This window comes from Specibacter cremeus (genome assembly GCF_003946885.1).
Taxonomy (GTDB): Bacteria; Actinomycetota; Actinomycetes; order Actinomycetales; family Micrococcaceae; genus Specibacter; species Specibacter cremeus.
In genome coordinates, this window is the sequence record NZ_RWKQ01000010.1 from 1 (window position 1) to 12854 (window position 12854).

Annotated in this window: 11 protein-coding genes; all 11 read left to right on the forward strand. The window is 64.7% G+C overall.

Features of this window, described 5'->3' with window-relative positions:
* A partial coding sequence (locus EJC77_RS05180) for a restriction endonuclease subunit S domain-containing protein (protein ID WP_205786896.1) occupies positions 1-465 on the forward strand: 465 nt, incomplete at its 5' end.
* Between the two features lie 18 nt (positions 466-483).
* Positions 484-2268 (forward strand): DUF262 domain-containing protein, encoded by a 1785-nt coding sequence (locus EJC77_RS05185; RefSeq protein WP_125610517.1) that lies wholly within the window; start codon positions 484-486, stop codon positions 2266-2268.
* Positions 2269-2409: 141 nt separating this feature from the next.
* Positions 2410-2715, forward strand: coding sequence for a type II toxin-antitoxin system RelE/ParE family toxin (locus tag EJC77_RS05190; protein ID WP_125610518.1), 306 nt, complete (start codon positions 2410-2412; stop codon positions 2713-2715).
* A 12-nt stretch (positions 2716-2727) separates the two neighbouring features.
* On the forward strand, positions 2728-3798 hold the full coding sequence (locus tag EJC77_RS05195; protein ID WP_125610519.1) for a helix-turn-helix transcriptional regulator: 1071 nt from the start codon (positions 2728-2730) through the stop codon (positions 3796-3798).
* A gap of 275 nt (positions 3799-4073) precedes the next feature.
* Entirely contained in the window at positions 4074-4295 is a 222-nt protein-coding gene (locus tag EJC77_RS05200; protein ID WP_125610520.1) for a hypothetical protein, read from the forward strand.
* The gene (locus EJC77_RS05205) at positions 4292-4867 is read left to right on the forward strand and encodes a type II toxin-antitoxin system VapC family toxin (protein ID WP_125610521.1); all 576 of its coding nucleotides are present in this window, start codon (positions 4292-4294) and stop codon (positions 4865-4867) included. Before EJC77_RS05200 ends, EJC77_RS05205 begins: the two co-directional genes overlap by 4 nt.
* A gap of 53 nt (positions 4868-4920) precedes the next feature.
* Positions 4921-5145 (forward strand): helix-turn-helix domain-containing protein, encoded by a 225-nt coding sequence (locus EJC77_RS05210; protein ID WP_125610522.1) that lies wholly within the window; start codon positions 4921-4923, stop codon positions 5143-5145.
* The gene (locus EJC77_RS05215; protein WP_164520320.1) at positions 5142-6422 is read left to right on the forward strand and encodes a HipA domain-containing protein; all 1281 of its coding nucleotides are present in this window, start codon (positions 5142-5144) and stop codon (positions 6420-6422) included. Before EJC77_RS05210 ends, EJC77_RS05215 begins: the two co-directional genes overlap by 4 nt.
* 102 nt (positions 6423-6524) lie before the next feature.
* On the forward strand, positions 6525-9890 hold the full coding sequence (locus EJC77_RS05220) for a DEAD/DEAH box helicase family protein (RefSeq protein ID WP_125610524.1): 3366 nt from the start codon (positions 6525-6527) through the stop codon (positions 9888-9890).
* A gap of 333 nt (positions 9891-10223) precedes the next feature.
* On the forward strand, positions 10224-11081 hold the full coding sequence (locus EJC77_RS05225; protein WP_125610525.1) for an IclR family transcriptional regulator: 858 nt from the start codon (positions 10224-10226) through the stop codon (positions 11079-11081).
* Between the two features lie 299 nt (positions 11082-11380).
* Positions 11381-12853: an aromatic amino acid ammonia-lyase gene (locus EJC77_RS05230; RefSeq protein WP_125610526.1), complete on the forward strand. Its 1473-nt coding sequence runs from the start codon at positions 11381-11383 to the stop codon at positions 12851-12853.
* The last annotated feature ends 1 nt before the right edge of the window (position 12854 follow it).

Below are 12854 nucleotides of genomic sequence, written 5' to 3' on the forward strand. Positions count from 1 at the left end.
AACACGGCATCAAGGCACTCGACGCACTCACCCGACTCGCCACCGGCCAACCCTGGATCCCCACCACCACCTGACCAGTTACCAATCGTTTTCGTGGTTCGAGGAATGATCTTGGTTCATTCGTTCCCAGTGGCCATGTTGACGAGCGAGGCGACGATCAATCAAGATCTCAAGGCGATCCGACTCAAGATGGATTTCAACCCTGAGTTCCTGCTTGCCGCTCTCGTTGCTCAAAAGCAGCACGTTCTTAGCCTCATTGAAACGTCTGCACACGGAACCAAGCGACTATCCGCTCAGGGAATCGAACTGATTCAGATTCTCAACCCCCCGCTGGAACTCCAGCGTACCTTCGCAACGCGAGTGGCCGCCGTCGAACGCTTGAAGGAGCAGCACCGCGCCCAGCTGGCCGAGCTGGACACCTTCTTCGCCTCCCTCCAACACCGCGCCTTCAGCGGCCAACTCTAGATTCCAGGAGCACCACCCGTGATCGATTCCGTCAAGGCCTGTGCCGTCTCCAGCCTGCTCGGCGTGGACAACAAGATCGTCTACCTGATCCCGCCGTACCAGCGTGAGTACACGTGGAACAAACCGAATTGGGAGAATCTGCTGGACGATGTCCTCGACTCCCCGGGCGGCTACTTCCTGGGCTCGATCATCTGCATCAACCAGCAGCGGGACGCCACGGACGTCGCCACCCTGGAACTGGTGGACGGCCAGCAGCGCGTGACCACACTCTCCATCCTCCTCGCCGCCCTGTACGCCAGCCTGGCCGAGCACGCGGACACGTTTGACCTTGACGACAACACCGAGTTGTCCAACCTCAAGCGCAAACTCGTTCTCAAGTCCCCGAAGAACCATGTGCGCCTGAGCCCGCAACGCCAAAGCAACAACAACGCCGACTACGAGGCCGTCCTGGCCGCCGCCGGCGTCATCCCGGCACGGCCCAATCCGGCCAACCTGGGCAACCGGCGGATCATGAAGGCCTTCCGCTACTTCCGGGAGCAGCTGGCCGTGCGTGCCGGCGAACCCGGCGTGAGCGTGGCCGAACGCCTCTTCGAGTTCGTGGAGCTGGTCTCCGCCGCAGTCCTGGTCAAGATCGAGGTCAAGACGCACTCCGACGCCTACGTCCTGTTCGAATCGCTGAACAACCGGGGAGCACAGCTGACGCCCATCGACCTGATCAAGAACAAGCTGCTCGCCACCACGCACGGCCAGGACGCCGACGCCGTCGACCAGGTCTTCGGCGATTGGCGCCGCGTCATCGAACTGCTGGGGGACGATTATTCCCAGCAGGAGCGGTTCTTCCGCCAGTACTACAACGCGTTCAAGCCGGAGCTGGAGGGGATCGTCAATGAGGCGGTTGCCACCAAATCCAACCTGATCAGGATCTACGAGAAGCTGATCGAGCACGGCTCCGACGGGCTCATGGCGCGGTTGATCAACGCCGCCGAGATCTACAGCAGGATCGCCCTCGACACAGACGAGGAAGCCACCGTGCTCGACCGGGCATTGGCGAGCGTGCGGCGGGCCCAGGGGTCGCCGTCGTACCTCCTGCTGATGTACCTCATGACGAACCAGCAACGGCTGGAACTCTCCACCCGGGATCTGGCGGACATCTGCCGGCTGCTGGTCGCCTTCTTCGTACGGCGCAATGTCACCGGCCTGCCGGCCACCTACGAACTGCAGCGCACGTTCATGGCGATCACCCGGGAACTGGGCGAGGACGGGACCGGCTCCGTGCACGGCCTCCTGCGAGATCGGCTCACCGCGCTGTCCACCTCCGACGACCATTTCCGCGAAAAGCTGCGCGGGCACCTGTACGAGGATTCCCGCGACATGGCCCGGTTCATCCTCGCGTCCTTGGCGGAGTCCACCATGACCGACGAAACCCGGGTGAACCTGTGGGCCATGGCCGACAGGACGCGTCGGGCCTGGTCAGTGGAGCACATCTTCCCGCAGGGCGCCAACATCCCGGCTGCGTGGGTGGACGCCATGGGCGGCGATGCGGAGTCCGCCAAGGCGGTGCAGGCGAATCTGGTCCACACGCTCGGCAACCTGACCATCACGCGCTTCAACTCGAACCTCAGCAACAAGCCGTTCGCGCAGAAGCTGTCCGTCACCGACGGGAACGGGCTGGCCGTCGGCCTGAAGAACAACCTGTCGATCAACGACGACGTGGTTTCGCAGACCGCATGGACGGAGCAGCACATCCTGGACCGCCGCGAACGCCTCGTGGAGAAGACACTGGCGCACTTCAGCATGAATTGACCATGCAAGGGACACCGGAGCCTGGTCGGCCCCCATCCAATCTGGGGCAGACGCAATCAAGGAGAAGTGCCATGACCGAACTCGGGCGCTGGACGGAAGCCATCCGGCACGCATATCATGTAACCAGTCTGGTTACATGATATGGACCTCAGTTTCTCCAGCAACAAGCTGGAAAGACAACTCACCGAGGACAAGGTGATGCGCAAAACCTACAGCGACCAGTGGGTCAAGAAGCTCCGGCTGCGCATGAAGGAGCTCCAGGCGGCGGAGAACATGGCTGAGCTGCAGGAAGGACCTGGACACTGGCATCCCCTCGTGGGCAATCTCGCACCCCAGTGGGCGGGCGAGGTTTCCGGGAACTTCCGCATTTTCGTCACGCCCTTGGGCAATGGGGCGGCGGCCGAGATCACGGCCGTCCAGATCGAGAAGATAGACGACTACCATTAGGGATTGAGAGCCATGAGCGCCGAAACGGACTACGCAGTTCCCCCGGGCGAGTTCTTGCGGGACTGGTTGGAGGAAACCGGAACAACGCAGCAAGGACTGGCCGATGATCTTGGGGTCAGCCGGAAGCATGTCAACACCCTACTGGCCGGGGCCTCCCTGTCTCCCGAGATTGCGGCCAAGCTCGCCCTGGTGACGGGCTACTCGGCCCGCTGGTGGATGAAGATCGAATCCCAGTACCGGGCCGACAAGGCCCGCATCGCGCAAGAACAGCGGCTCGCGGAGAGCGCCGCTGACATTTCCCCGAAGGTGACCACGTACTTGAGGGCCCAGGGCTTCATCCACAACACGATGAAAAATCCCGGCGCCATGGTTGCCGAAGTGCTCGCGTTCTATGGCGTGGCAACCAAGGACGCACTCTTCGCGCGTTTCCAACGACCCGCCGCCGCATTCCGGCAGCAGTTGGTCCACGACGTCGACTGGCAGGCCGTGTCCGCGTGGCTACGCGTTGGCGAGCTTGAATTCAAGGACGCGCAGGCCGGCCTTCCGGCCTACGACGCGGCTCGTTTTCGCGAAATGGCGGCGTCCCTGCCGCAGCTCAGCACCGGCGACCCGGCGGACTACCAGCATCAAGTCACGGAGAGGCTCCGATCAGTCGGCGTCGCCGTGGTGTTCGTACCGGAGGTCCCCGGCTGTCGCGCCCACGGCGTGACTCGCTGGATCAAGAACCATCCCGTGATCCAGTTGTCCGGTCGCGGCAAGCGCGACGATGAGTTCTGGTTCAGCCTGATGCATGAGGTGCATCACGTCCTCGAGGATCCGCACGAGGACCTCCTGCTGCAGGGTCCTGCGGACACCAAGGACGATCCCCGGGAAATGGCCGCGGACGCATACGCCGCAACAGCCTTGATACCGCCGGGCTTCGTCGGCAGGCTGGTCCACACGGTGTCTCTGAGGGATGTCGAGACCCTCGCTGCCGACATTGGCATTGCGCCGGGAATCGTCGTTGGCCGACTCCAGCACGACGCGATCAAATCGTTCAACTGGGGCAACGGCCTCAAGAAACAGGTCGTCGGAATGATGTAGTGCCGCGCCACTGCTGGTGCGCGCCGAGGTGACCGTCGGACGCAACGGGCCAGCCCGACGTCGTCCCTGAGCCACTTCCTGATACGCCGTTGGCCCCGGCGGAGCAGATCGAGCCGGGCATTTGTGGGCACTCTCCACGCAGTCCAGCCTTGGGTGATTCACAGCGACGAGGACTTCTTCGAGCAGCCCTGCACTGAATGAACGAGTTCCCTTTTGTCCATTGACGCAGCCGTACTTCAACGCGAATCTGGTGCCAAAGTGGCACCACGAAGCGAATGAATCTCCGCGACGTGCCTGACGACGTCTACACCGCGCTCACCGAGGCCGCCGCGGCAAATCGGCAGTCGCTATCCACGTTCGTGGTGGATCGCCTAACGGAGGTCGCCCAGGTGGCGCGACTCGCCGACTACGTCGGGGCCTACCAGCCACCGAGTGGCAGTGGCATCACGCTTGACGATGCGACCTCGGCCGTTCGGGAGGTGCGAGACGCCTCGTGAGCCTGGCCGTGATAAACGCCTCCGTGCTCGCCGTCTTCTACGCGGCCGATGACCCGCGTCGCGATGCGGTGGCACCGCGTCTGTCTTCCGGCGACGCCTTGTTCGCCCTTGCACACGTGGACGCCGAAGTTGTCTCCGCGTTGCGCGGACCCGCACGACACAGCGAAGTGGTGCGCGCGGCAGCGCCCGTGGCGCTTCGGCATCTTGCGGCGTTTCCGATACGGAGGATGGCCCTGGCCCCGCTACTGGGTTGCATGTGGGAGCTGCGCGAGAACGTCACTCCGTATGACGGCGCCCACGTTGCGCTTGCCGAGCGGCTCGGCGGGCGTCTGATCACGTCGGACGCCAAGTTGACCGCGGCCAGCGGAACGCGGTGCGTCTTTGACCTGATTGCTGACTCGACTGATCAGCCGAAGGTTCTCCACTTGCGGTCACGACGATTGCGGCGTTCGAACTCGGCCCGGGACAGGCCGGCTCGGAACATTCCTGCTGCACCTGCGTCCTCCACCGCATTGAGCGCCTGGACAGGGGCGATCGCCCCTCCCCTGTCGCCGTACGACGACAAATGCTAAAGTTGCCATACGGCGACAATGTAGAAAGTTGCCGTACGACGACAGGAGTGTCAATGTTCACCGTCCGCGAGGCAGGCCCGCTGGTGCGTGAATTGCGCGAAGATCACGGCTGGACGCAGGCAGAACTTGCCAACCGGGCCGGCGTGTCCAGAACGTTCCTCATTGACTTGGAGGCCGGGAAATCCACGGTGGAAACGTGGAAGTTCATGGATGTCTTCCAGGCCCTGGGCTATGAGATCGCCATCCGCAACCGCGAGACGGGTGCGGTGCGGTGGTGAGTACCCAGGCGTTGAACCTCTATTTGGACGGCACACTTTGCGGGGCCGTTGAGCAAACACCAAGCGGAAACCTGACCTTCCGGTACGACGAGCCGTACCGGAAACTCCCCGATCCCACGCCCCTGTCGTTGTCCATGCCATTGTCGGTGGCAGTTCACAAGAAGCGGAGCATCTTGCCGTTTCTGCAGGGTCTCTTGCCGGACAACGAGGAGGCGCTTCGTGCTATCGCGCGGCGCTTCGGAGTGTCGGTCAACAGTCCGTTTGCGATGTTGGAGCAGATAGGCTCCGATGTGGCCGGAGCGGTTCAAATAGTGCGACCAGGCGTGAACCCCACCGACGAGACCCTGTCCCGGAAAAACGTACGGGCGGTCACCGACACTCAAGTGGCCCTCATGCTGGACCATGTGGTCGATGAATACGCCGAAGGTACGCCGTACTCGGATGCCGCCGGGCGCTTCAGCCTCGCCGGCGCCCAACCGAAAATCGCCCTCCACCAGCTGCCGGACGGGGCGTGGGGCGTCCCGGAGGATGCAACCCCGACCACCCACATCCTCAAGCCCGCGACCGGGCCCTTCAGCAGGCTGGACGTCGTGGAACAAATGACCATGCACGCAGCAAGGGCCCTGGGAAATGACGTCGCACAGTCTGAGCTGGTGCGCTTCGGCAAGTGGGACGTCTTTGTCACCAAACGGTACGACCGCGTGCTGGCCAAGGACGGCTGGCGGCGAACACACCAGGAAGACCTGTGTCAGGCGTTGGCGGTCTCACCGTCGAAGAAATACCAGCACCGGGACGGCGGTCCGGGTGCTGCCGACATCGCCTCGCTGGTTCGTACGTTCCCGTTTGAGTCCGAACGCCGCGAGGTGGGAAGGAAGTTCTACCGCGCCTTCGTGTTCAACATCGTGGCGGGGTGCACCGATGCGCACGCCAAAAACTACTCGTTCCTGCTCGACGGCAACAGCGTGCGCCTGGCCCCGCTGTACGACTTGGCCAGCTACGCCGCCTATTGGGACGGGACCTCGCGCATCGACAGTTCGATGAGCGTCGGCGGCGAGTACAGCCTGGACCGCATCAGCGTAATCAAACTGGCTGCCCTCGGTAGTCGCTTTGGCCTGTCCGCCGACGACGCGGCCCAGATCGTGGACTCCACCCGGACAGGCGTTGTTGCGGCGTTCGAGTCGGGGAGGTCGATGGCCGACGGGCAAGGCGAGGCTGCCCAACACGTTGCCGACGATCTGATTTCCATGCTGAAGAAACTCCCGTTGGTGATTGGGTAGTCATCTGGGTCCTGTCCGCCCGCCGTGGTTCAATGAATCCAAGGTCTCAGGGTCGAATGAACGGGAGCAACGTTGGGGGAAGTAGAGAGCAACTTCGCATTCATGCGTGCGGAGTGGCCGCAGCTGGCGCAGCGGGCCCGGAGGGCCGAACAGTTCGCGCGCATCGACCCGCGCACATCCATGTTTTACGCCCGCCACACCGCCGAGCACCTGGTGGATTGGATCTACCAGGCTGAGCCGTCCATCCCGGTCCCCTACCAGCCGGACCTGAACGCGCTGACCAACCAGCCGGAATTCAAGGCCGCGGTCGGTTCCACGATCCTGAACAAGCTCACCGCCATCCGCAAGGCCGGCAACCGGGCCGTCCATGACAAGGCGGACCCGTCCGCCATGGCGGCCCAACAGGCCGTCACCGAACTGTTCCACGTGTGCTACTGGCTGGCCCGCACCTACACGGTCAATCCCGCCAACCTCCCGCCGGACGGGCTGCGATTCAACGCCGCACTGTTGGAACCAAGACTCAAGGCCGGCCAACCCGCACCCAAGCCCCAATCGGCCGAACAGGTCAACAAACTCGCCGAGGAGCTGGCAACCAAGGACAAGGCCCTGGCACAGGCCGAGCAGGAATCCGCGGAGCTGCAACGGCAAGTCGCCGAGCTCCAGGCCCAGGTCCGGGCCGCCAAGCCCCGCAACGAAGCGATCCCGGACCACCACGACTACGACGAGGCCCTGACCCGCGCCTACCTGATCGACGCGGACCTGCACGAGGCCGGCTGGGCGCTCGACCGCCCAGAGGACCGCGAATTCGAGGTTTCCGGCATGCCCAACGCCGCCGGCATCGGAAAAGTAGACTACGTCCTGTGGGGCGCGGACGGGCTGCCGCTAGCCGTCGTCGAAGCCAAGCGCACCACCAAGGACCCGCACAACGGCAAGCAACAGGCCAAGCTCTATGCCGACTGCCTGGAGCAACGCTTCAACAGGCGCCCGGTCATCTACTACTCCAACGGCTACGAGCACTGGCTGTGGGACGACGCCATGTACCCCGAGCGCCGAGTCCAGGGCTTCCACACCCGTGACCAGCTGGAGCTGATGATCGCCCGCCGGCACACGCGCCGGGCGCTGGCCGCGGAACCCATCGACAACGCCATCGTGGAGCGCGGCTACCAGCACGCCGCCATCCGCGCCGTCACCGAGTCGCTCGAGAAAGAGTCGCGCAAGCACCTCATCGTCATGGCGACCGGCACGGGGAAGACGCGCACCGTCGTCGCACTTTCCCAACTGCTGATGAACGCCAACTGGGCCAAGCGCGTGCTCTTCCTCGCCGACCGGGTGGCCCTCGTGGAGCAGGCCGCCAAGGCGTTCAAGACCCACCTGCCCGGCAGTGCGCCGGCCATCCTGGGCCGCGACGCCGAGGCGGAGAGCCGCATCCACGTCGCCACCTACCCCACGATCATGAACCTGATCCAGCAGCAGGGATCCGGGACGAAGGAACACAACCGGCCGTTCGGCGTCGGCTACTACGACCTGGTCATCGTGGATGAGGCACACCGGTCGATCTACCAGAAGTACCGGACGATCTTCGACTACTTCGACGCGCTGCTGGTGGGCCTGACCGCCACGCCGCAGGCCGAGGTGGACCGCAACACGTATGCCCTGTTCGACATCGAGGACAACGTGCCCACGTTCGCCTACGAACTCGACGAGGCCATCGACGCCGGGTACCTGGTTCCGCCGCGCGTGGTCCCGGTCCCGCTCAAGTTCCCGTACGAGGGCATCCGCTACGACGACCTGAGTGAGGCGGAAAAGGACCAGTGGGATGACCTGGAATGGAACGACGACGGCGACATCCCCGACGCCGTCGACCCCGCCGTGGTCAACAGCTGGCTCTTCAACACCGACACCGTGAACAAGGCGCTGGAAGTGCTCATGACGCGCGGGCACAAGGTGGCCGGCGGGGACCGGCTGGGCAAGACCATCATCTTCGCCAAGAACAACAACCATGCCAACTTCATCGCCGCCCAGTTCGACAAGAACTACCCGCATTTGAAGGGGCACTTCGCGCAGGTCATCACCTACCAGGTGAACTATGCGTCCAGCCTGATCGAGTCGTTCATGCGCCGGGAGGACGATCCGCACATCGCCGTCTCCGTGGACATGCTGGACACCGGCATCGACGTGCCGGAGGTCGTGAACCTGGTGTTCTTCAAGATGGTGCGGTCCAAGACCAAGTTCTGGCAGATGGTGGGACGCGGCACACGGCTGTGCCCCGACCTGTACGGCCCGGGCCAGGACAAGCGGGACTTCTTCATCTTCGACCTGTGCCGCAACGCCGAGTTCTTCAACGCGGACATGCCGGGCAACGAGGGCTCGCTCGGCCGGTCCCTGGCCGAGGCGACGTTCGCGGCCCGGGCGAAGCTGATCCGCTCCGCCCGCCTGGCCGGTGCCTCATCGCTGGTCTCGGACCTGATTTCCACCGTGTCCGGCCAGGTCTCGCGGCTGCCGTTCGAGAACTTCCTCGTCAAGCCGCACCGGCAGGCCGCGGAGAAGTACGCTGTGCCATCGAGTTGGGATTCGCTGACCGAGGCGGATGTGTCCGTACTGGAAACGGGCCTGGCGCGCATCGCCGGCCTGGGCGCACCGGTGGAGAGCGAGGAAGCCAGGCGCTTCGACCTGATCGTGCTCAACGCGCAACTGGCGGCGTTGGAGGATCCGGGCGCGCTGGACACGTGGCGGCGGCGGATCCAGGACATTGCCGCCGCCCTGGCGGACCAGCCGAACAACCCGGCCATCGCGCCGCAGCTGACGCTGCTGGAACAGATCGCGGACGACCATGAATGGGAGTCCGTGTCCGTCGAGTGGCTGGAATCCGTGCGCCGGAAGCTGCGGGGCCTGGTGCACCTGATCGAGAAGAAGCGCCGCAACGTTGTCTACACCAACTTCGCGGACGAACTCGGGGACCTGCAGGAAGTGTCGCTGAACGGCGTCCATTCGGGGGTCAATGACTTCAAGCGGTACCGGCTGAAGGCCCAGGCGTACCTGCGCGCCCATTTGGATCTCGCCACGATCCAGCGCCTGCGCCGCAACAAGCCGCTGACCGCCCTGGACCTCGCCGAGCTGGAGCGGATCCTGCAGGAAAGCGGGGCCGGGTCCGACGAGGACCTGGCGAGGGCACGTTCAGAGGGTCTGGCGCATTTCGTCCGTTCCCTGGTCGGGCTGGACCGCGCAGCCGTCGAGGACGCGCTGTCCGAGTTCATCTCCAACTCGACCCTGAACGCGGCCCAGCTGGACTTCCTCGGCGTGCTCACCACCCAGCTGAGCGAGAACGGCCACGTGCCCATCGGCGCCTTGTACGCATCCCCGTACAGCGAACTGGCGCCCACGGGCCCGGACGACCTGTTCGGCGTCGAGCGCCTGGACCGGCTGGAACGCGTGCTCAAGTCCTTCGACGACGGGCTGCTGGTCGGATAAAGCCGGGGCGGGGTGCGGGACCTTTCGTGACGGGGCGGATTCCCCCGGTGTGGCGTGGTCTGCCGGGGCGCGGTCAGGATGCATCTGGCCTACCGGCCGGGAATGCCGCTGACCCACGCCGTCTGGCGTGCCGGGCACCGCGTGATCTGACGGCCGCCGTGCGGGCGTCAACGGGGGCACGTGGCAGGAGAGCTCGCCCGCGCCGCCGGAAAGGCACGACGGCGGCCGGTCGCCTTCCCCGCGGAGGCGAGCGGCCGCCGTCGTCTGCGCTGCGCCTGGTGGTGGCCCTTCGAGGCACCGTCGGGGGGCCACCCGGTGGAGGATAATGGGGCCATGGCCACCTCCCGCACGTCGCCGCAAGTGCCGTCGGCCTACGAGGTCCTGGCCGTCCTCCAGTACATCGGCACGCAGGTGGGGCCGGTGCAGGCCTCGACGATCGCCCGCGAGGTTGGGCTGCCGCGCTCGACGACCTATCACCTGTTGACCGCGTTGGTCAGGGAGGGTTTCGTCACCCACCTGCCGGAGGAGCACCGATACGCCTTGGGAGCGGTGGCCTACGAGCTGGGAACGGGATACGCACGCCAGGTTCCCCTGCAGCGGATCGCCCAACACCCCATCTCCACCCTCGTCAAGCGGTCCAGGAACACCGCGCATCTCAGTGTGATGCACGGCCACGAGGTGATCTACATCATCGAGCATCGAGCCCCGCGCCAGCCGTCGCTCGTGACAGACAAGGACGTCCGACTCCCGGCGCATCTCACCGCCAGTGGCAGGGCCATGATGGCCTGGATGACGCCCGCGCAGGTATCGGCCATCTATGCGGACCGGCCCATCCTGGCTCGCCGCCAGGAACGGGGCCCCACATCGGTCCCCGAGCTGATTGATCTGCTGCACCGGATGCGCCAGACGGGTTACGCCTGGGAGGCGGAAGAGGTCACTAAAGGCCTCTATTCCATCGCGGCGCCGGTCTTGGATCGGGCAAATCATCCGGTCGCCAGCGTCGCGCTCACGGTTCCCGCCCACACCCTCATCCAACAGGAGGGGCCGAGCCTGAAAGGGCACTCGGCTCCGGTCTCACCGCGACATCCGCAGCTGCAGATCGAACTCCTGGGCCAGCGGTACGCAGCGCAGGTCACCGAATGCGCCCAAGAGCTGGCCAGACGCCTCGGCGCAGCTCGCGCCGGCAGCTGAAGTCGCCTCCGCAGTCTCATCTCTGAGACAGCTAACCCGCGCAGAGGGTTCCACCGGTGCCGCGCACAGTGTTCAATTGCTACATGACGCAGTTCACAATTGAATGACCGCGTACACCAACCGGCAAATTCGGGGTGAATATCACTCCAAACGGGGCGCACTAACGAAAATCGACCAGCCACCTTCTGTCCAGTTCGCCTTTCCTCAATCAGGTGCGCTATTCGGATTGGCATGCATTCCATTTTTATGGCCGCTTCTTCGAATTATCTAGCCACCAAAACAAGCAAGGACATATCAGGATGAACAATCATCAGACGCTCGCCCGGGAGGCGACAAGACTGGAAGGCACCGGCTTGACCTGCCACCGACTGGCAGATCTGGTGCGGACGCAGGCGCCTATCGACGTGGATACGGCTGCCGTGGAACGCGTTGCCCAGTCACACGCCGCCATCGCCAGCGCGGCAACGAACCGCCCCGTCTATGGCCGCACCACCGGGGTCGGCGCAAATCGGAGCATCGCGGTCGAAGGCGACCGGCAGGGCACCGATGTGAGACTCCTCCGCAGCCATGGCACGGGATCGGGCCCCTGGCTCCCGTCGGCCGAAGTCCGCGCCGCCATGATCGTGAGACTGAACCAACTGCTGCTGGGCGGCTCCGGAATGCATCAGGACATCGTCGACGCCTTCGTGGCGACGCTGAATGGGGGAACGCTCCCCAGAGTCCACGCCCACGGGTCCATTGGGACCGGCGACCTCAGCGCATTCGGAGAGATCGCGCTCGGCCTGATGGGGGAGGCCCAGCTTGACGATGGGACTGCCCACACCACGTGGCAACCGCACGAGGGGGACGCGCTGCCTCTCATCTCCACGAACGCCATGACCATCGCCAAGGGCGGTCTGCTCACGGCCCGGCTCGAAGAGTGGCTCGAGCGCTATGCGCGAGTGGGCGCCATGTCCCTCATGGCAGTCCACGGCTCGATGGAGCCCTTCGCTCCCGCGGCCAACGACGCGCACCCGCACCCGGGACAGCTGGCCGTCGCGCGGACCATGAATCGTCTGCTGTCCGACGAGCGCTGGGAAAGCGAGCGCGTTCAGGACTCCTACGGGTTCCGCGCACTGCCGCAGGTCGCCGGCGCACTGGCCCACGCGATCGAGCTGCAGACGCGCGCCGTGGAGACCGAGCTGAATTCAGCTGCCGAGAACCCCTTCGTGAGCATCGAAAGTCGCGACGTCTTCCACAACGCCAATTTCCACACCATTGAACTGGCCCTGGCGGTCGACCATACAAAGCTGGCACTGTCGAGCGCGGCGCACCTGTCATTGGCCCGCCTGAACGACCTCTCCAATCCGGCCATGACCGGTTTCTCACCCTTCCTCTCCGTCGGGGAGCCCGGCAGCAGCGGAATCATGCTCTTGGAGTACAACGCGGCCGCCGCGCTGTCCAGACTGCGCACTGCCGCCCAACCGTCGTCGCTCGCTTCTGTCGTGATCTCCCGCGGAACCGAAGACCATGCCAGCTTCTCCACCCAGGCCGTCGACCAGCTGGGGCAGTGTCTTGAAGCGGCATCCGTCGTCCTCGCCTGTGAGCTCATCGCCGGGGTCCGGGCCCTGACCCTGCAGAAGCGGGAACCGCGGCCTGATACCGATTTGGGCCGATGCTTCCGCGAGGCCGTGCCCCTCCTCGGGACCGACGACCTGGGCGACCGGTCGCTCAGCGACTACCTGGCCAACGCCATCCAGTACATCACCACAACCACCGTTTCCGGGAGCTGAT

What these genes read in the sequence shown, in the direction of transcription:
- EJC77_RS05190 (WP_125610518.1), top strand. Translation starts at nt 2,410, where the DNA reads ATGGACCTCAGTTTCTCCAGCAACAAGCTGGAAAGACAACTCACCGAG.
- EJC77_RS05195 (WP_125610519.1), top strand. Translation starts at nt 2,728, where the DNA reads ATGAGCGCCGAAACGGACTACGCAGTTCCCCCGGGCGAGTTCTTGCGG.
- EJC77_RS05200 (WP_125610520.1), top strand. Translation starts at nt 4,074, where the DNA reads ATGAATCTCCGCGACGTGCCTGACGACGTCTACACCGCGCTCACCGAG.
- EJC77_RS05210 (WP_125610522.1), top strand. Translation starts at nt 4,921, where the DNA reads ATGTTCACCGTCCGCGAGGCAGGCCCGCTGGTGCGTGAATTGCGCGAA.
- EJC77_RS05220 (WP_125610524.1), top strand. Translation starts at nt 6,525, where the DNA reads ATGCGTGCGGAGTGGCCGCAGCTGGCGCAGCGGGCCCGGAGGGCCGAA.
- EJC77_RS05225 (WP_125610525.1), top strand. Translation starts at nt 10,224, where the DNA reads ATGGCCACCTCCCGCACGTCGCCGCAAGTGCCGTCGGCCTACGAGGTC.
- EJC77_RS05230 (WP_125610526.1), top strand. Translation starts at nt 11,381, where the DNA reads ATGAACAATCATCAGACGCTCGCCCGGGAGGCGACAAGACTGGAAGGC.